Raw genomic sequence first — 19,452 nt, forward strand, 5'->3', positions numbered from 1 at the left:
CATTATAGCATAAAATAGGTGGGCGCCCTAGGCCAGGAAGTTGACGAACCCCCGGTTTTCGTGGTAAGTTACTACCTAATATAGGTTTAGCTAAAGGCCTTGACGTTGTCGGGGCTTTTTTCGGCTTGAGAGAAGAAGGGAAGGGACAAACAGTGCCACTATTAGAAGTTGACGACCTCAGCATGAGCTTCGCAGATAAGAAGCTTTACGAAGGCGCCAGTTTTACCCTAGAAAAAGGCGAACACATGGGTGTCGTCGGGCAAAACGGGGTTGGGAAGTCAACCTTAATTAAAATTATTACCGGCCAGGAGCTCCCGTTAACGGGGTCCGTGAAATGGCAAAAGAAAACCCACATTGGGTATTTGGATCAGTACGCCGATATTCCAGACGGCATGACGCTGATCGACTTTCTGCATACGGCCTACGCCGATTTGTACGAAATGAATGACCGGATGACGGCGATGTATACCGAATACGCGGAAACGATGGAAGATAAGTTGCTCGAACGGGCCGGTCGGATCCAAGAAGAACTGGACGCGCGTAACTTTTACGACGTGGAAACGGAAATCGAACGGGTCATCTCCGGGTTGGGCTTAGACGACATCGGTCGCGACCATGAAGTTGCCAAGATGTCCGGGGGGCAACGGTCCAAGATCATCTTGGCCAAGCTGTTGCTGGAAAACCCCGACGTCATTTTACTGGACGAACCGACCAACTACCTGGACGTCGCCCACATTGCGTGGTTGGAAGACTACCTAAACAACTTTGACGGCGCCGCGTTGATCATTTCCCATGATTACGACTTCTTGCAAAACGTGACGAACTGTATCATCAACGTGGCGTTTGGCCAGATCACCAAGTACCGGGGCAGCTTCAAGCAAGCCATGCGCCAACGGGGTGAACGCGAGAAGGCCCAACAACGGGAATTCGACAAGCAACAGGTCGTCATCGAAAAGGCCGAGCGCTTTATCCGCAAGAACAAGGCCGGGTCCAAGTCGACCATGGCCAAGTCACGGGAAAAGATGCTCAACCGGATGGAACGGGTCGATCCGCCATCGACTAACGTGCAAGCCCACTTTGATTTTCCGTATCAAGAGACCGGGTCGCAAAACGCCTTGGTGGTCGATGAACTATCCGTGGGGTATGACCGGCCCTTATTGAAGCCGGTGACGTTCTCCGTGACGACCGACCAAAAAGTTGGTCTGACCGGGTTCAACGGAGTCGGGAAATCGACGCTGATCAAGTCCATTTTAGGCATCATCAAAGCCAAGGGTGGGGAAGCGCATTTTTCACCGTCCGCACGGATCAGCTACTTCAGTCAGGATCTGGTTTGGGACAACACCCAACAAACCCCACTCCAGATTATCCAGGCCAAGTACGAAAAGTTGCCGCAAAAGGCGATTCGCACGAAGCTGTCGAAATGTGGGCTGGACTCCGCCAACGCCATGAAGCCAATTGGCGAGCTCTCCGGTGGAGAACAGACCAAGGTCAAGTTGGCGTTGATGGAATTTGAACCCGCCAACTTCTTGATCATGGATGAACCGACCAACCACTTGGATGACGAAACCAAGCAGGCGTTGAAGCAAGCCATCTTGAATTTCCCGGGCAATGCGATTATCGTTAGCCATGAGGCCAGTTTCTACACCGGCTTAGTCGATAAGATTTTGAACGTGGAGAAGCTGAGTTTAAGGAATTCTGCAAACTAGATTGCACCGAGATTACGTTTTGGTAAAAGGCGTTCCCTTTTTCAGAAAAATCCGTTACAGTAGGGGTAGTTAGGAAAATTTGAAAAGGACGGCAGACAATGAGACGTTTAAGACAGTTACTCGTAGTTGTCGCGCTGGTCATCGTGGCGGCGGTCGGTGTGAACCGGCTGATCCAAGGCCACACAGCACAGCCGACGAGTCAACCCACTAGCCAAACGACGAAGAAGGCCAATAACACGGCCAAGGCGGACACCATTAATTGGCGGAAGCCGTCGGAAGACAAGCCTTATCCGAACCTCAAGCAACACACCGATGCCTGGCTGGACGTGAATACCAGTCGCCAACGGGTGTATATCCGGGATGCCAATAACAAGGTGCTGTACACCATGTATTGCTCCACGGGAACGGGGAAGGAAAATAAGACCCCTCACGGCACGTATGCCATCCAAGGGGAACGGGGAAAATTCTTCTACAATCAAAGTTCTGGTGAAGGGGCTAAATATTGGGTCTCTTGGAAGGACCACGGGATTTATCTATTCCACAGCGTGCCCACTGATGCTAACGGCAATTACATCAAGAGCGAAGCCGAGGAGTTAGGCAAGACGGCCGCTTCTCACGGTTGCGTGCGCCTGTCAGTGGCGGATGCCAAGTGGGTCTACAATCACGTGCCTTATGGGATGAAAGTTGTGGTTCACTAGTTTTGATCTAAGGGTTGAAAGTCTAAAAACAGATCTCAACCCTGGGAAAATTTGAATTGAAGCAGATAAATATCGTCATTTGTCATCATTGAGCCTTGCCTAATAATCTGACTAGATTATTAGGCAAGGCTTTTATAAACTCACCGAACACGGAACTGAGAATCTCTGTGTTTAGGTCAAACCTTTTTTACCTATGGTCGACGTGGGTGCTGCTGTCACAAGGTTACCGACACAAAAGCCTTCACCGGGCCCCAGTGGGGTGGTGAAGGCTTTTGCGGTTAATCCTTAATCATTAAAATTATCATTTTCGACGTCGCGGATGAAGGTTGCCAGGTGATCGTAGTAAACGGGTGCGTTGTCGATCATGTGGTGGTGGCCACCTTCTGGCGTGGTGACGAAGCGGGAGTGTGGAATCAACTCAGCCATCTTCTTACCAGTAGCCAGTGGCATGGTTTCGTGTTCGCCAAAGGTCAACAGGGTTGGCACCTTGATGTCCTTCAAGTGATCACGGAAGTTCCATTCAGCCAACTTGCCCTTGATGACAAATTCGTTGTCACCTTGGAAGGCGCCGTAAACGTCGGTCGCCATGGTGCTGATCAAATGAGAAATGGCAGCGGGCTTCTTCCGGTCCACGTAGCCGTCATTTAAGATGTCCACGTAGCTTTGGTACTTTGGATCGTCGTAGTTGCCGTTGGCCTCGATCTGCTTCATGTAAGCCACTTGGTCGGCGGTCAGAGCCGTTTCCCGAATATGGTTGATGCTTTCAACGTATTCGTCGATGTTATCAACCATGGAGGAAATGATAGCGCCCTTCAAGTGTTGGCCAAATTTAGCCGCGTACATTTGGACCAATGCGCCACCCCAAGATTGGCCGATCAAGTAGAACTTGTCGATGCCCAGCTTTTGCCGAACTTCTTCAACTTCATTCAAGAAGTAGTCGTAAGTCAGATATTTCTTAGCGATTTCAGGGTCGCTATAGTCGGGTTGGTCGGAGTACCAAGAACCCAATTGATCGTACATGTGGACCTGAACGTTTAGGCCTTGAGCGGCTAATTGCTTGGCCGTGTCTTCCCAATATTCATGGTTGCCACCAGGGCCCCCGTGTAAGGCGAGCAGGTGGATGTCACCAGTGCCTTGGGTGTTGGTCCAAAGGTGGTAACCGTTGTCTAAGGTAATGATCGTGGTACCTTGCTTCATGTCAAATTCCCCCGTTTCTAATGAGTTACTAATAGTTTATCACTGTTAGCTATATTTCTAAACCGTTAACCGTGGAATGATGTAGTGTCGGCTATAGGATTGGTGGCGACTAGGTCGTTCGCAACTGCCAGGGATGTTGCCTGTTGGGAAAATCCCTGAAGATACTGTCTTCCCTAGTACCGTTCTGTTGTCAAAGTCATTTCGCGGAGCAGACTGAACAAAATTTCAACTTATACCGTCGACACAGCAAGCACCATCCTTGGCTGGCTCTAGCGAGTTGACCAGGAACAACGTATCGGCTGAACGCTAGTTGACGAGTTAGGCGGCTATCAAGGGCTAAATCGATGGTTGTTGACAACCACTACTGTAGCCGAGAGTTCGCCAAATATGGGTTCAGCCGTGGGAGTTGTCTTAGCGGCACGGTTCATACCGCTTAGACAACTGGCGTCTTTGAGACGCGACCTTCGGCTCAAAGCGAGGCCGAGACCGCTTCTCAGGCTCGGTCCGGTCCGCCCACCGCGTTCCAACCCATATTTGGCGAACGGTAAGGCGGCCAGTCCCTGCTATGTTGCCCAGGCTATTCCGCCAGGTAAGGCAGGTGCAGGGCGGAGTTGCCGAGCTGGATGGAGTACTGCAGGTCCTGATTGCCGCGGACGGTCATGCCGAAGTCGGTAGCATAGATGACCAGTCCCAACTGGTGGCCGGCAAGCAGCCGGTAGTGGGTCGGCTGCAGGGTCACGCTCAGGTCGTAGAACGCGTTAGGCTTCAACTCATCGACGTGGTAAGCGTTGGTCCGGTTTTGCAGGTTGCGGTGGCCTTTGGTGATCATTTTAAATGGCGTGGTTGCGGCCGGCTGGAATTCACGCAGGTCGTCTTCACGCCAACGGTAGCCTTCGTCGAGGGCCTTGCGCGCCAGAATGGTGGGCGAGACACCTAGGCGTTTGGCATCGCCGTAGTCCACGAGTTGGAAGCTCAACATGCCGACCGGTTGGTTGACCGCCACGCGCAGGTCGACCACTGGCTTGCCGTCCAGCAACAGGTCGTCGGTCAAGACCGCGGACTTGAAGATCAACCGGTGGTTAAACATGGCATTATGTTTGTCGCCCAGTAGGTCGTTTTGCCAAGCCGCGATGTCGTGTGTGTAGCGGTTGTATTGTTCGACCGGTAGTTGGTCGCTAAAGCTGGTGGCGTAGGCCAGTGGGTCGTGGGTCTGTTGGTCGACCAACTCGTCGTGTTGTAAATTAAAGCTACGCGTTGGATTGGTTGGTGCATCCCAGTCGGAGTAAGCGTGCCAGATTTCCGGTTGCGTATTGTCCTGAATGATAACGTTGGGCAACAGCGTTTCGGCCTGGTTGTCGACGCCCAGCAGTTCGTGGGTCAGCCACAGGTTGACGATGTCGGTGTAGTCGATCGAGCGAAAGGCGTTGATGTAGATGTGTTGGCCTTGGTGCAGAATCAATTTCTTGGTGACGGGTAAGTCGCGCACGGCGTTCCAAAGGTTATTAACGTTGCGTGGTTTGACGTTCCAGTCGTTGAGGCCGTGGACCAGCAAGAGGTCAGCCTTGATATTTTTCGCATGCTTCAGGTAGTTACGGGCGTCCCAGAAACGGTTGTAGTTCCCGGTCGCGCGGTCCTGGTCATGGGTGATGGCAGCCAGGTCGGCTTGCCATTTGGCCTGGATGCGGTGGTAGTCGCCAGCTTGGAGTTGCCGGCTAAACGTTTCCTCGGCCAGCACGTCGGCGTCTTCACCGGGGAAGCCCCCGGGCGCAATGACCAGACCGCCGTCACGGTAGTAATCGTACCAGTTGGAAATGGCCGCTTCGGAAATGACGGTCTTGAGACCCGCAACACCGGTCGTGGCCGCAGCCGTGGCTAGCGTGCCCAGGTAGGAACGCCCGGTCATGGCGATGGCGTGATTGCTCCACCAAGCGGGGATGGCCTGAGTGGCCGCGCGGCTGGTGAAGGCCGTGCGGTTGCCAGCCAGCCATTCGATGATGGCAATCGTGGAGGTCGTTTCCTCGGGGTCACCGGTGGTCCGGACACCATCGGAATCCAGCGTCCCGATTCCGGCCGCATAAACGACCGCGAAGCCGCGGGCCAAGAAGTAGTCGTTCAACGTGTAGGATTGTTCCCGCGCAAAGGTCTGTTCGGCTTCCTTGGTAGTGGCAGTTACGGGCCGAGGGGCCGGGACTGGCGTGGTATCTGGTTGGGCGGTCACGTCGGCTAACGTCGTGTCATTGGGCTGCTTGGGCTGCAGCGGCACGTTGACGTTGTGCATCATGTGGTCGCCGGCCTCGTCGTTGGTGCCCTGATTGTACGGGCTGGCGGTGTAGAGGACGGGCACTTTTAACCCGGCTTCCGTTTCCGCTGGGCGAATGATCTCGGCTTTCAACAGGTCGCGTTGGCCGTCGTGGTCGGTATCTTGGGCGCTTTCGACGTAAACGACCTCGCGAATCAGCTGGGTCGTGTCAAAGACCGCCTGGGACTTGCCGTTAAAGATCAGGGGCTTGTCCACGTTGGGGTCGTGCACGAGTGGTTCGAAATAGCCGTGGGTGGTCAGTTGGTCTAAGAAGGTCTGCCCGTTCTTGGAATGCGTCGTCAGCAGGTGATACCAAGCCTGTTTGAGCTCGGCAATAGTGAAGTCATTGCCGGCATGGTCGGCCACGGGCAACTGAATCTTGGCCATGGCAGCCAGCGGGTCGGCCAATTTGAAGTCCAGGTCGACCGCAAAGCCCAGCCGTTGTAATGCCAGGTTGTAAAAGACTGTGACGGGAACGTTGTCATGATGGCTTAGAAACGCCCAGCCATCGGTATCTGGCGTTGCCATCAGGTTGGCCAGTTGCTGGTGAATGACATCAGGGGTCTTAAACTCTGGCCAACTCCGGTCATACAAGTCTTGCAAGAGCAAACTGGGGGTACTGAGGTCAGCATTTTTCTCATCTAAAAAGTGAATTCGTTGAAGTTCGTCAAGGGCCTGGGCGGGTGCCGTGGGCCGAATGGCAAATTGTTGGTTACGCATAAATCTTCGCCTACCTTATCAATTTTTTTGAAATCAACGTTTCTTGGAAAAACTAGGGGGGACTGGTCGCCTGCGGCTGTCAGGGATTCTGCCTGCTATGGGGAACACCTGCAGCCCAGAAGCGGGCTTCCGGTTCGCTTGGAAGCCTTGCACAACCCGCAAGTCTCCCAAGTCGTCCCACGCTGTAAGCAGAGAAAAAACCTCTGCTAACACCGTCGACACAGCTGGCGCCATCCCTGACAGCCTTCGGCTACGAAAACAGTTAGCTGAAAAGTGGGATTAGCAATTGCTGAGGCACACGACACAATGCGGCCAATGGTTCTGACATCTGCCATCTAAGCCGTGAGTGAAATCCCCCGGCTGGGACTTTGAAACGCGGTTTGGGCGGTTCAAAGCGAGGTGAAAGACCGCTCTTTGGCTTTCGCCGTCCTTCCCCAGCGTTCCAGACAACGGTAAGGCGGCCAGCACGCACCGTGTTGCTTAGAACCTAGGATTGGTCGTTGAGCCGGCTGTGGCGGAGGCCGTAGCCGAAGTAGATCAGCAGGCCCAGCGCAAACCAGATGGACGACGCAATCCACGTTTCAGCTGGCAGTTGGAGCATCATGTAAAAGCACAGAAGTCCGGACAGAATCGGCAAATATGGATACAACGGCACCTGGAAGCCCGTGTTGTGGGGCAAATCGGGGAGGTTGCGCAAGCGTAAGATCCCGAAGGAGACAAACAGGAAGGCGACCAACGTCCCGATGTTAACCAGGTTGGTCAGCTGGGCCAGTGGCACGAAGCCGCCCAGTAAAGCAATCACAATGGTCACCACGCCCAGACTATGCTTTGGTGTCCCGGTTTGGTCGTCGATCTTGCCTAGAAATTTTGGCAACAGGCCGTCGCGACCGACCGAGTAGATCAACCGCGAGGAGCTGTAGATCATGGTGACCATCATGGTAAACATCCCGGCCAACGCGCCCAGTGAGATGATGCCAGACGTCCAGTTTTGGTGGACCAGCGTCAAAGCAAAGGACACGGGATCGGCGACGTTTAGCTTGGTGTAGTGGACCATCCCGGTCAAAACGATGGCGACCAGCATGTACAAAACGGTGGCCACAATCAGCGTGCCGATGATTCCGATGGGCATGTTCTTCTTGGGGTTCTTGACCTCGGCCGCCGATGCCGAGACCACGTCAAAGCCCAAGTAAGCGAAGAACACGGTCGAGGCCCCGCGCAAAATCCCCTTGGAGCCAAACGGAGCGAACGGCTGCCAGTTGCTGGGCCGCACGTAGAAAATGCCGACCGCCACAAATAAAATGATAATGGCAATTTTGACGATGACGATGGCATTGTTGATGCGCATGGATTCACGCATCCCGCGATTGAGCAGCCAACTGATGAAGAAAACCACCAGAATGGCGATTAGGTTGCCGTAAGTGCCGTGCGCCGGGTCGTAGGGACCGGTGATGGCGTTGGGCAGGTTGAGGCCGAATCCTGCCAGAAAGGACTTGAAATAGGCGCCAAACGCGTTGGCCACGGCGGCGACGGCTAAAACGTATTCCAGGATCAGTGCCCACCCGAGAACCCAGCCAATGATTTCACCAAAGACCAGGTTGCCATAGGAGTAGGCTGAACCGGCGACCGGCAAGACGGAGGCAAATTCGGCGTAGCACATGGCGGCAGTGGAACAGACAATGGCGGCAATCAGAAAGGATAAGACGATGCCGGGGCCACTGTATTGCGCGGCGATGGTACCGGGCAAAATGAAGATCCCGGTCCCAATGACGGCCCCAATCCCCAACGACATCAAATCCTTGGCCGTCATTGTTTTGGCAAAGTGTTGGTCACTTCGCAAGTAGTTATCTAAGCGTTCGCGACGAAATATACGCGCAAGTCCCATAAAAAGCCTCCTAATATAATAGATGAAACATGGTGATGCTGGTGTAAGCTGTCCGCCTTGCCGTTCGCTAAATCTGGGCTGGAACGCGGCGGGCGGACGGGGCGAGCCAAAGGGCGGTCTCGCCGCCTCGCTTTGAGCCGAACCCCACGTCTCAAAGACGCCAGTTTCCTAACCGGCATAACCCACCGGTAAGGAAACTCCTGCAGCTGAGCCCAGATTTAGCGAACTATCGGCTCCGTGGGTGGTCATCAGTCACATGGGGGTGATAATTATCCCGCTAGTAGTGGTGAACCTCCGCAATGCTTATTATCGATAATGTCGCGCCGGGACGACAGGTGTTCATGGAAGCGTGGGGACGCCACTATCTAAGCCGTGAGTGGAGCAAAAGCTAGGCTCAGCCGGGGAATTTAGTCGCGCTTTTGGCGGCTAAATTGGTGACTTTGAGACAGCGGTCTTCTGGCTCAAAGCAAGGGCCGAGACCGTCCTTTGGCTCGGGCCGTCCTCCCCCAGCACCAGTCCCCCCCTAGAATTTTGCGGAACGGTAAGGCGACGGTTATCACTCCCCCATACATTGATAATACACATTGTGCCCGCGAGTTTCAGCACTTTAGGCGGTTTTTCCCGCGAAATGGTGATGTTGCAGATAGTGTACCCTAAGATTAAATTAAAAGTCAATGAGAGTTCGCGGCATTTTCGAGGAAAAGAGAGTGAAATTCTACCCATTACCCGGTGTTTCGATTTAGAATAGAAGGAGTTTAGTCAAATTCGAGGAGGAAACACCACATGATTACCGAAAATGCTAGTGGAGCGGTCGTTTACCGCTTGGTTGATGATCAGATCCAATATCTACTATTAAAGAGTGCCACCAGCGACTTCTGGGGATTTCCCAAGGGCCACGTGGAGGGCGACGAAAGTGACATTGCCACGGCAGTTCGTGAGATTCGCGAGGAGACTCAGTTAGTGGTCGCCATCAATCCGGAATTTCATGCGGACCTGGACTACGACATGGCCAATGGGCATCACAAGCATGTGGTGCTGTATACGGCGTTGGTGCCAGCCGATAGCAAGATTACGCGTCAGGTTGAAGAAATCAGTGACTTTGGCTGGTTTGATTATCCCACAGCACGGCAGACGTTGAGCTATGACAACCTGAAGGGCTTGTTGGATCAGGCCAACACCTATCTGGAGGGCCACCATGACGCCTAAAGTATTGGTGATTACCGGCGCTACGGGGACGGGCAAGACCACGGTCCAAAATTACCTGGTGAGCCACTATCCCGTGACCAAGGTCATCACGCACACCACGCGTCCACCACGCCAGGGGGAAGTCGACGGCGTTGATTATTATTTTGAAACGCCAGCGAGTTTCCCGCAGAACCATTACCTGGAATCCGTCGTTTATGCGGGCTACCATTATGGGTCGTCGAAAGAAGGCCTGGCGCGCGGGTTCAAACGGGCGCCGTTTGACGCGATCGTGTTAGATTCGGCCGGCGCCATCACCTACGCTCAGGAGTTGGGCGACCAAGCCGTCATCATTTTCCTAACGGTGAGTCAGCCAGATAAATTGGTCCACCGGTTGAGCAAACGGGGGGACGATGAACACATGATGGCCCAACGTCTGGCCAGTGCCGAGTACCGCCGCGACTTGACCATGCCCCTGGCATTACAAGGCAAGGCCATTCAGTTGAACAACGACGATTGGCAACAAACCCAGATCAAGCTGGACGACCTGATGACCCGCCTCCAGCGCGACGAGGCAATTGATAGTTGAGTTTCGCAGTAAATATGATAAACTAACAGGGAATTCGGCGGTTGGAAACGACGGGCACAAAAGATGGTTAGCTGGGATAACGCAATGGGACTAATCCCAGGACGTACTCAGCGCCTTGCTTGCCAAATCGGTCAGAATTGCGTCGGTATGGAAGCGCCCACGGCTGAATATCCGCGGCTACCGGGTGATGGTCAGTGACGATTGATTTCGTCTTTGGTGACCATTAATGGCTAACTACCGCAGTGTTGCTGATAAGTTCCAACTCGCCGGAGGCAGCCAGAGATGGAGCCAGCTGTGTCGACGGTGTTACCTGGCGTTGTTTGCCAGGTTACAGCGTGGGACGACTTGAGAGACTGACGATTTTTGGCAGGCTTTCAAGCGAACCGGAAGACCGTTCCTCAGTCTGGAGGTGTTCCCCAGAGCAGGCGGAATCTCTGGCTGATGCAGGCTCTGGTTTAACCATTTTTAGTTGTCAGAAGACTATTATTTTGCAATCCAACGCGTTCATATCAAAAATAAATCAAGGAGGCCACCCATCATGGCAGAATCTTTAAGTACCGCCGTAGCGATTTTAAAGAAGAATAAATTAAAGATGACCAAGCAACGGCACGCACTCTTAGAGTTCCTGTTGACCAATCAGGCGCACTACACCGATGTGGTGACCGTCGATGCTTACATGCGCACGGAGTTTCCGGGGATGAGCCACAACACGGTCTACCGTAACTTGAAGGAATTCGAGGAAGTCGGCATCGTGGAGCAAAACACGGAACAAGAACGCGCGCGGGTCAAGTATCAGTGTGACTTGCACCACCAGCACCACCATCATTTTGTTTGCCAAAATTGCGGCAAGGTGATTGAACTGCAAATGTGCCCGATGGACTTTTTCTCCGACCAGTTACCCGGTTGTGAAATTGCGGGGCACAGCTTTGAGCTCTACGGCCTGTGTGCCGAGTGCAAGGCGGCCGGTGTTCAGGAACAAGACTTAGTGAAAAATTAAGAGAAATTTGACGGATTTTTGAGTTTCCTATGCGACAATGGTCGTAGTTAGGCAAACGGAAGGAGGAATGACGCATGGGGTATCGTACACCACCCTTGATTACGCCATTCGCGATTGTCTCGATGGCACTAGCGCTCGGGGCAACGAACGTCGTGACCAACACCGTCACGAAGACCAATGAAGGGGCTTCACGAGTGTCAAATACCAGCTCGTCACTCGTTAGCAGCTTCTCGTCGAGTGATTCGAAGAAGGCCAGCGACGACAGCAAGAAAAAGGATTCAGATTCATCTAAAGACAGTTCTGACAGCAGTAGCGAGTCGTCTGACAGCTCATCCACGGATACGGAAAGTTCGTCGGCCAAGAAGACGTCCACCACGGAATCCAGCACGGCTGATACGACGGGCACGACTGGAAGTACTGGGACGACCACGTCGAAGAAAAAGAAGACGTCTTCCAGTGCGGTCAGTTCTTCAACGACTACAACGGATGATAACACGACCGACAACAGTACGGCCGACACCGCCAATGACACCACTGACACGACCGATAATCAGAATGCGACGACTTACGGGACAACTGATTCGAATCAATAACGAAGGAAGGGGGACCGACAATGTTAAGCTTTCTTGACATGGTCAACCATTATTTAGGCTACATCAACGTCAACGCAAAAATTAAGAACCGTATCTACGTCATCATTGGCGCCTTAGGGGACCTCTACCTGTTTTACATCGGGTTCCGGTATCTCCAAAATGGCCACCCGTTCTGGGGGTTATTGATCCTGCTCGTGGCACTGATTCTGTTATACTTTGTTTATTTGAACACGGTGTATTATTTCACGGAAAAAAAGGCGCCATTTGACATCTCGCCCAAGATTGAAAAATGGCTACACATCAAGCCCAAAGAAGCAGAGGAAACGACCCAACCCATGCGTGGTGGCCGCAACATTCCGGCCAACGGGTATTTCGACGAAAAGAAAATATTACCCGGGAAATTAACGGCCACCGCCAGCGACGCGCAAAACGTCCAAAACCTGGCGACGCGCCTACAACAGAACCAACTGCTCCAGCTGGACTATTCTGGCTTGGGCGACCGCGAAATCATGGAACAGACGCGTAAAACGGGCAAACCGGTCTACGCCTCTGGCCCGGCGGTATTGATTCCCTACTTTGAAATGCAAACGGAAGGCCACCAACTGGTGGTTTACGCCGGTATCAATCAAGCGGAGAAACAACGGGTCGGCGTGGTCAGCACGGTCGGCCTGCAAGACGTCGCCGATGTCCGCGACCAGTTTGAACTGTACCTGGCCAACGCAACGTTGGTCGGCGGGCCGTTCAAGGTCTTGGGCCGGACGTCGTTGATCGAACAGCCCAATGAGTTCCAAGTGGCCGTCCAACTGGCGTACAAACACCATGACGACCGCCCAGCTACGGCACGTTACGCCCAGCGCGAGACGCCGACAGAAACCAGTCGCCAGGCCCGCTACGACGCCACTGCCACCAGCGACGAACCAATGACGCGCACCTCCCGTTACCACCACTAAGCTTTTTTGGGGGGCCGCCTGCGTTAATGGTGGGGGCGCCTGCCGCCTCCAGTTCGCTAACGATGAGACTGGAACGCGGCGGGCGGACGGGTCGAGCCAAAGGGCGGTCTCGCCCCTCGCTTTGAGCTGAAGCCCGCATCTCAAAGACGCCAGTTGCCTAACCAGCCAAGAGCGCTGCTAAGACAACTCCCACGGCTGAGCTCATCCTTAGCGAACTTCCGACTACGGTAGTTCCTGCCAAGTAACTGGCTGACGATTGTTCGCCAAGCCGGTTAGTGGTGGTGACAGAGTCGTGTCAACTAATCTGAAACTGAAAAGCATTGCGTCGGCCCGTTATCGGGGTCGGCGTTTTTTGTTGTGGCGAGGGAGACTCTGGTGTAAACCTCAGTGATAACCGGCTTTAGCTGGTGTCCTGAGGCGGTGTATGAGGGGACGGACGGTGCATTCTGAAAAAATAACGTCTGGTTTGGAACGTCGAGATACTATTTTCGTACAGTCATTCGTTAAATCGACGGTAGCAATTAAATTGGGTTGGTCACAGGGGATGATGATAGAAGATAGTGGGCGACAGATAACAGTAATCGTTGCGGACACCCATCATCGTAGCCGAGAGTTCACTAGATAGGCGTTCAGCCGTGGGAGTTCCCTTAGTGGCATGGTTCTGGCCACTTAGGGAACTGGCGCCTTTGAGACGCGGGCTTCGGCTCAAAGCGAGGTGTCGAGACCGCTCTTTGGCTCGACCCGTCCGCCCACCGCGTTCCGACGCCTAGCTAGTGAACGGTAAGGCGGCCAGTACACACTATGTTGCGGTCTCCGACAATGCCAGTCACCCCTCTATCTTTACTAACGAAATCCAACCCGGAATTGTCACCCCAGATTGGCGCAATCACGGGAAAAAGCGTCACGGTAGTATAAATGGTTGTGGACGTGAAAAGTTGGCGAAGGACGCATCTGTCGCGGGTTGACGCGTTTGAAAAAAATTTTAGGGCGCAAAAACCCGTGGTACACCTAACCTTTGACCCCCAAAACGGTCTGTGGGACTAGGCGGTCTAGAGCTGTTTATTTTGACCGGGTAATTTTTTTGGTTTAAACTTTACTTTAGACACTTTAAAAACTCAGTCTTACGGGATTGGGTTCGGGCGCTAGTCGCCGCAAGTACGGCAAAAAATCACTAGTGGAGGGAATACTTATGTCAATGATTGAATTTCACAACGTGGAAAAGTATTACGGCGATTTCCACGCGCTACACAATATTAATTTAACGATCGATGCCGGGGAAACGGTTGTGCTGATTGGGCCGTCTGGTTCCGGGAAGTCGACGCTGATTCGGACCGTCAATGGGCTGGAACAGATTCGCCATGGGCAATTGATCGTTAACGGCCAAGACCTGGCCAACCCGAAGACGGACATGAACCGGATCCGCAAGAACGTGGGGATGGTGTTCCAACACTTTAACCTCTATGCCAACAAGACGATTTTGGAAAACGTCATGCTGGCACCGCGGATTGTGTTGCACCGCGACGAAACGGAAAACAAGAAGATCGCCATGGAAATGCTCGACCGCGTTGGGTTAGCTGACCAAGCACCCAAGATGCCGTCGCAACTCTCCGGGGGGCAACAACAACGGATCGCCATCGCGCGGTCGCTGGCAATGAAGCCGAAGTGCCTCTTGTTCGACGAACCAACCAGTGCCTTGGACCCCGAAATGATCGATGATGTGCTGAACGTTATGAAGACCATTGCCCGTGACTCCAGTATGACGTCTTTGATTGTGACCCACGAAATGGGCTTTGCGCGTGAAGTGGCCAACCGGGTGATCTTCATGGCGGACGGCCGCATTTTGGAAGACGACTCCAAGGAGAAGTTCTTCGATGGCGAGCCAAGCAACGAACGGGCACGGCAATTCTTAAGCAAGATTTTGACACACTAATCACAGGGGAGGTATGCTCACGATGAAAAAATTAATTCGCAGTTTGGGCCTGCTACTCTCCCTGGTTGCCTTGACCGTAATCGTCAGTGCGTGTGGCAGCAAGCCGCTGTCCGCACGAAACGTGTACCAGACGGACAAACAGTCTAAGACGATCACCTGGGGTGTCAAAGCAGATACCCGGTTGTTTGGATTGCTAGACACCAAGGATGGGAAAATCAAGGGCTTTGAAGTTGATTTAGCCACGGCGCTGACCAAGCAGATGCTGGGCAAGGACGCCAAGGCCAAGTTCATTCAGGTCACGAGTTCGACCCGGATGCCGATGCTGAAAAATGGGAACATCGACGCCATTATTGCGACCATGACCAATACGCCGGAGCGGCGCAAGCAAGTCGCGTTTTCCAACACGTACTTCTACGCCGGCCAATCGCTGTTGGTCAAGCGCGGTAGTAGCATTAAAAATGTCAAAGATTTGAACCGGGAAAAAGGCACAGTCCTTGGGGTCGTGGGTTCTGACTCCGTGGAAAACGTCGCCAAGGTCGCACCCAACGCCAAGGTCTTACAACTGACCGACTACGCGCAAGCCATGACGGCATTGAAGTCCGGCCAAGGGCAAGCGTTGACCACCGATAACGGGATCCTGTACGGGATGTCCGTCCAAAACCCAGGCTATGAAGTGACCGGGGGGACGTTCGTTTCCGAACCATATGGCATCGCGATGGACAAGAACCAGACACCGTTTAGAAACGCCACCAACAAGGCCTTGACCGAGTTGCGGCAAAACGGGACCTATGACAAGCTCTTGCACAAGTGGTTCCACAACGTCAAGGGCTTTGACTACAAGGAGGCGGCTAAAGAATGATTCATATCTTTTCAGAATATGGGGGCACCTTACTCTATGGGTTAGGCCAAACGCTGCTTTGTAGCATTCTTGCCCTGATCTTCAGTTTGATTCTCGGGACGTTCTTTGCCCTGTTAGAAGAATCACCCAGCAAGGTGGCCCGCGGCATTGCCCGGGTCTACATTGAAATTTTTCGGAACATTCCGCTGCTGGTCATCACCATGTTCTTCTACGTGGTGTTCCCGCTGTACGTCATCAAGATGAACGGGTTTACGGCCGGCACGATTGGGTTGACGCTTTACACCTCGGCCTTTATCGCCGAAACGGTCCGGGCCGGGATCCAATCCGTTGACCCGGGGCAAATGGAAGGGGCCCGCTCCAACGGGTTGTCCTTCTGGCAAGCCATGCGCTACATCATCTTGCCGCAAGCCTTTCGCTACGTGATTCCGCCACTGGGTAACCAGTTCGTGAACCTGGTCAAGAACTCCTCAACGTTAGCCTTCGTGGGTGGCTTTGATTTGATGTACCAAGGCAACGTCATCGCCTCGAGTTCGCTGGAAACCATCGCGGCGTACTCGGCGGTCGGGGTCTTGTATTTGGTCATCACCATGCCGATCAGTTACTACATGCGCTACTTGGAAAAACGGTTAGCTTAAAGGGGAGGAGAATAAATTATGTTACAAAACTTTATTGATGCCTACTCCCCAGATAACCTACGCTACCTGTTCGGTGGGCTGGGGATCACGATTCTGGTCTCTATCGTGTCCATCATTGGGAGTTTTATTATCGGCTCGATTCTCGGGGTCGTTCGGTACGTGAAGATCAAATACTTATCAGCCATCGTGGGATTGATCATTGATATTATCCGCAACCTGCCGCTGATCTTGATCCTGTTCTTTACTTACTTCGGGCTCCCCAACCTGGGGGTCAAACCCGAAATTATTCCGGCCGCCATTTTGGCCATGACGATCTTCGAATCGACCATGTTGGCCGAAATCGTGCGTTCCGGGATTCAAGCCGTCGACCCAGGCCAGATGGAAGGGGCCCGGGCCAACGGGTTGACCTACTGGCAAGGCCTGTGGTACATCGTGTTGCCACAAGCCATGGTCAAGATGATTCCGGCCATCGTCAGCCAGTTCATTTCACTGGTCAAGGACACGTCGCTGGCCACTATCATCCTGTTGCCAGAAATGTTGTACCGCTCACAGATTATCTACGGGCAAAACACCAACTACATCATCCCGATGTTCGTGGCGATTGCTCTGATGTACTTTATCGTTTGTTACTGCTTATCCGTGCTCGCCCATTACCTGGAAAAGCGCCAAGCCTAACTTAAATGAAAATCAAAAACGCCCAGCCATCTCATTGCGAAATGGCTGGGCGTTTTTTGATCATTAGCTAACTGAAGATTGAAAGGTGAAAATCAACTGAAGCCATTGTTATCAAGCGACTTATGACGTCAAAAATAGTCGTTTACAGCCTCACATTCGAGCTGGCCGCCTACCGTCCGCCAAATATGGGTTGGAACGCTGGGGCGGACGGGCCGAGCCAAAGGTCGGTCTCGACGCCTCGCTTTGAGCCGAAGCCCACGTCTCAAAGACGCCAGTTGCCTAAGCGGCATGAACCGCGCCGCTAAGGCAACTCCCACGGCTGAACCCATATTTGGCGAACTCCCGGCTACGGTAGTGCTTGCCAGTAACAGTCGTCTTAACCCCAGATAGTAGCCGCATTGACGACTAGTCATTAACATAGTGTTACTGGTAGCCGTCAGCCTGGCCGGCGCGTTAATTTTAGGTCCAACCTTCAATTAGCTAAGAAAGAGTTACAAAAAGCCACTCGCAAGAAGAAGCGAGTGGCTAGGTCGATGATTATTGAGAGTAACGCTAACGGGTTGGCGTCCAGGCTTTGTGTCCACTAAGTACCTAGTAAAAACAAGAGCTTAGATCAACGGCGCTGAATGACTAGCAATTAGTCAGCGAATTCATAGCTGCCGAGAGCTAAACCGTTGTAACTGACAAGCACTCCTGTAGTCGGAAGCTCGCCACTTTGCTAGCACAATGTTACCGACAATCATGAACCGCTGTAAGTAAATAGGGATGACCACAAAAGTAGCCGAGAGCGGAGTGAAATCTAGTCTCAGCCGGGGAATTTGCCAGCGGGTTTTGCTGGCAAATTGGTGTCTTTGAGACAGTGATTTTCTGGCTCAAAGCAAGCCCCGAGACCGTTTCTCAGGCTCGGGGCGGTCCTTCCCCCAGCGTTCCAGACTAGAATTTCACGGAGCGGTAAGGCAGTTGGCGAGCTGGAGGCGGCCAAAGACCGCTTACTCAGTAACGACGTATTGCTTGAAGCGGTCGAAGTCGGCGGACTGGAGCTCAACCTTGAGTGCGGTGCCATCCGCCTCGTAATTGGTGTCCAGCACGTTGGCGTGGTCGTTCATGTAGGCCACGACGTCCCCATCCGCAAACGGAATCAGGAAGTTAGCCGTCACGTAATTGTGGAAGACCTTTTCCTTAACGGCCTGAACTAATGCGTCAATGGAATCAGCATCCATGGCGGAGAGAATCAGCTGATCGCCGACCCGGTTCGGATAGTGGGCGTCGGTCAAATCGGCCTTGTTGAAGACCGTGATCATCGGCACATCGGTGACGCCAATGTCTTCTAGCGTCTGTTCCGTGGTGGCCATCATGGCTTCCTTGTTCGGGTCCGCGTAGTCGACGACTTGAATCAAGAGGTCGGCGTTGGCGGCTTCGGCTAACGTGGAGCGGAAGGCCTTGACCAGTTGCGTTGGTAGTTGACTCACGAAGCCGACCGTGTCGCTAAGTAGCAGCTTCTTTTGGTCGGGGAAGGTCAGCTGGCGCACGCTGGTATCCAACGTGGCGAACAGCATGTTCTTGACGAAGACCTGTTTTTCTTCGCTCTTACCAAATTCACGGACCAACGCGTTCATCAACGTGGACTTGCCAGCGTTGGTGTAACCGACTAACGCGACGGAAGGCAGTTCATTGCGTTCCCGCTGTTGCCGTTGGGTGGCCGCCGCCTGATTGATTTCCTTGAGTTCGTGGTTCACGTGGTTGATGGACCGCTGAATGGTTCGGCGACTCATTTCCGTTTGGGATTCACCAGAACCACGGTTGGTGAAGCCACCGCCGCCACCGCTACCGGTCTGTTGGTCCAGCCGTTGCGAGGCGCTGGTGTGCAGCCGGGGCAGTTGGTATTGCAACATGGCCAGTTGGACCTGGAGCTTGGCTTCGCGGGACTGGGCCCGGTTGGCGAAGATTTCCAAAATCAAACCCGTCCGGTCCATGATGCGCGCTTTGGTGCCCGCCTCCAAGTTACGAATCTGACTAGGGGTCAGCTCATCGTTGACCACGATGGTATCGACGCCATCATCGGCGACAATGGTGGCCAGCTCTTCGACTTTCCCCGTCCCGAAGTAAGTGCCCGGGTTGGGCTTGGGCAGTGATTGTTGAATCTCTTCAACCACTGTCATGTTGTTGGCTTCCACCAAGTTTTTCAGTTCAGTCATCGAGTAGCCAAAGGTGGCCTGACCAGCGTTTAAGCCAATCGTGACGACCGGTGTTCGTGGGGTTTCTTCCAAAAGATCACCCTCCTTTAAAGTCTATAGGCCAAGTATAACATGCTTGCTGGTAAACGCCGCAGGATTAGGCAATGGTTCGCTGAAAAGACGCGCAGTCGCCGAATAATTCAGATCGATAAATGATAATACGATGATAGAAACTATGGCCGCTGCAGTGAGAATACGGCGCTGGTTTAACTAAAAGATGGGCGAAAGTGACTGTGGTTGAAGGGTTCCCTGCGAAATTGTTAAATAATTAAGATTTGGTATTGATTCTCATCTTATTTTAATATA

At 53.1% G+C, this 19,452-nt stretch carries 15 protein-coding genes; 11 read left to right on the plus strand and 4 right to left on the minus strand.

Annotation, left to right across the window (positions count from 1 at the left end):
- Positions 1-152: 152 nt before the first annotated feature.
- Positions 153-1,706: an ABC-F family ATP-binding cassette domain-containing protein gene (locus tag LKH74_RS07540; protein WP_287708135.1), complete on the plus strand. Its 1,554-nt coding sequence runs from the start codon at positions 153-155 to the stop codon at positions 1,704-1,706.
- Between the two features lie 98 nt (positions 1,707-1,804).
- Complete coding sequence (locus tag LKH74_RS07545; RefSeq protein ID WP_135366771.1) at positions 1,805-2,404, plus strand: L,D-transpeptidase; 600 nt, start codon at positions 1,805-1,807, stop codon at positions 2,402-2,404.
- A 285-nt stretch (positions 2,405-2,689) separates the two neighbouring features.
- On the opposite strand, the gene LKH74_RS07550 is transcribed toward LKH74_RS07545, so the two are convergent.
- The 3 genes from LKH74_RS07550 to LKH74_RS07560 all read right to left on the minus strand — a co-directional run bounded on the left by LKH74_RS07550 (position 2,690) and on the right by LKH74_RS07560 (position 8,502).
- A complete protein-coding gene (locus LKH74_RS07550) occupies positions 2,690-3,601 on the minus strand; it encodes a proline-specific peptidase family protein (RefSeq protein WP_135366770.1) in 912 nt (303 codons plus the stop codon).
- 577 nt (positions 3,602-4,178) lie between these two features.
- A complete protein-coding gene (locus LKH74_RS07555; protein ID WP_287708136.1) occupies positions 4,179-6,620 on the minus strand; it encodes a Xaa-Pro dipeptidyl-peptidase in 2,442 nt (813 codons plus the stop codon).
- A 487-nt stretch (positions 6,621-7,107) separates the two neighbouring features.
- Entirely contained in the window at positions 7,108-8,502 is a 1,395-nt protein-coding gene (locus LKH74_RS07560; RefSeq protein ID WP_287708137.1) for an APC family permease, read from the minus strand.
- Between the two features lie 783 nt (positions 8,503-9,285).
- Here LKH74_RS07560 and LKH74_RS07565 point away from each other — a divergent pair.
- From LKH74_RS07565 to LKH74_RS07605, 9 genes are all read left to right on the plus strand, one after another.
- A complete protein-coding gene (locus LKH74_RS07565; RefSeq protein ID WP_287708138.1) occupies positions 9,286-9,708 on the plus strand; it encodes a bis(5'-nucleosyl)-tetraphosphatase in 423 nt (140 codons plus the stop codon).
- Positions 9,698-10,273 carry a guanylate kinase gene (locus tag LKH74_RS07570; protein ID WP_287708139.1) on the plus strand — a complete coding sequence of 192 codons (576 nt, stop codon included), beginning with the start codon at positions 9,698-9,700 and terminating at the stop codon, positions 10,271-10,273. The genes LKH74_RS07565 and LKH74_RS07570 overlap by 11 nt, the downstream gene beginning before the upstream one ends.
- Positions 10,274-10,811: 538 nt before the next feature.
- A complete protein-coding gene (locus LKH74_RS07575) occupies positions 10,812-11,270 on the plus strand; it encodes a Fur family transcriptional regulator (protein WP_125576723.1) in 459 nt (152 codons plus the stop codon).
- A gap of 74 nt (positions 11,271-11,344) precedes the next feature.
- Positions 11,345-11,863 (plus strand): hypothetical protein, encoded by a 519-nt coding sequence (locus LKH74_RS07580; RefSeq protein WP_135366765.1) that lies wholly within the window; start codon positions 11,345-11,347, stop codon positions 11,861-11,863.
- 20 nt (positions 11,864-11,883) lie between these two features.
- Positions 11,884-12,813 carry a DUF6681 family protein gene (locus LKH74_RS07585; protein ID WP_287708140.1) on the plus strand — a complete coding sequence of 310 codons (930 nt, stop codon included), beginning with the start codon at positions 11,884-11,886 and terminating at the stop codon, positions 12,811-12,813.
- Positions 12,814-14,002: 1,189 nt separating this feature from the next.
- The gene (locus tag LKH74_RS07590) at positions 14,003-14,743 is read left to right on the plus strand and encodes an amino acid ABC transporter ATP-binding protein (RefSeq protein ID WP_287708141.1); all 741 of its coding nucleotides are present in this window, start codon (positions 14,003-14,005) and stop codon (positions 14,741-14,743) included.
- A 22-nt stretch (positions 14,744-14,765) separates the two neighbouring features.
- Entirely contained in the window at positions 14,766-15,602 is an 837-nt protein-coding gene (locus tag LKH74_RS07595) for a transporter substrate-binding domain-containing protein (protein ID WP_135366762.1), read from the plus strand.
- A complete protein-coding gene (locus LKH74_RS07600) occupies positions 15,599-16,237 on the plus strand; it encodes an amino acid ABC transporter permease (RefSeq protein ID WP_135366761.1) in 639 nt (212 codons plus the stop codon). Before LKH74_RS07595 ends, LKH74_RS07600 begins: the two co-directional genes overlap by 4 nt.
- 18 nt (positions 16,238-16,255) lie before the next feature.
- Positions 16,256-16,912, plus strand: coding sequence for an amino acid ABC transporter permease (locus LKH74_RS07605; protein WP_287708143.1), 657 nt, complete (start codon positions 16,256-16,258; stop codon positions 16,910-16,912).
- A 989-nt stretch (positions 16,913-17,901) separates the two neighbouring features.
- Here LKH74_RS07605 and hflX read toward each other — a convergent pair.
- Positions 17,902-19,179, minus strand: a complete 1,278-nt coding sequence (hflX, locus tag LKH74_RS07610) for a GTPase HflX (RefSeq protein WP_135366759.1) — start codon at positions 19,177-19,179, stop codon at positions 17,902-17,904.
- Between the last annotated feature and the right edge of the window lie 273 nt (positions 19,180-19,452).

It is taken from the genome of Levilactobacillus sp. (genome assembly GCF_022646225.1).
GTDB lineage: Bacteria > Bacillota > Bacilli > Lactobacillales > Lactobacillaceae > Levilactobacillus > Levilactobacillus suantsaiihabitans.

Coding starts and splice junctions, on each gene's coding strand:
- LKH74_RS07565 (WP_287708138.1), top strand. CDS start 9,286: ATGATTACCGAAAATGCTAGTGGAGCGGTCGTTTACCGCTTGGTTGAT.
- LKH74_RS07575 (WP_125576723.1), top strand. CDS start 10,812: ATGGCAGAATCTTTAAGTACCGCCGTAGCGATTTTAAAGAAGAATAAA.
- LKH74_RS07550 (WP_135366770.1), bottom strand. CDS start 3,601: ATGAAGCAAGGTACCACGATCATTACCTTAGACAACGGTTACCACCTT.
- LKH74_RS07585 (WP_287708140.1), top strand. CDS start 11,884: ATGTTAAGCTTTCTTGACATGGTCAACCATTATTTAGGCTACATCAAC.
- LKH74_RS07595 (WP_135366762.1), top strand. CDS start 14,766: ATGAAAAAATTAATTCGCAGTTTGGGCCTGCTACTCTCCCTGGTTGCC.
- LKH74_RS07560 (WP_287708137.1), bottom strand. CDS start 8,502: ATGGGACTTGCGCGTATATTTCGTCGCGAACGCTTAGATAACTACTTG.
- LKH74_RS07590 (WP_287708141.1), top strand. CDS start 14,003: ATGTCAATGATTGAATTTCACAACGTGGAAAAGTATTACGGCGATTTC.
- LKH74_RS07555 (WP_287708136.1), bottom strand. CDS start 6,620: ATGCGTAACCAACAATTTGCCATTCGGCCCACGGCACCCGCCCAGGCC.
- LKH74_RS07580 (WP_135366765.1), top strand. CDS start 11,345: ATGGGGTATCGTACACCACCCTTGATTACGCCATTCGCGATTGTCTCG.
- LKH74_RS07570 (WP_287708139.1), top strand. CDS start 9,698: ATGACGCCTAAAGTATTGGTGATTACCGGCGCTACGGGGACGGGCAAG.
- LKH74_RS07605 (WP_287708143.1), top strand. CDS start 16,256: ATGTTACAAAACTTTATTGATGCCTACTCCCCAGATAACCTACGCTAC.
- LKH74_RS07545 (WP_135366771.1), top strand. CDS start 1,805: ATGAGACGTTTAAGACAGTTACTCGTAGTTGTCGCGCTGGTCATCGTG.
- LKH74_RS07600 (WP_135366761.1), top strand. CDS start 15,599: ATGATTCATATCTTTTCAGAATATGGGGGCACCTTACTCTATGGGTTA.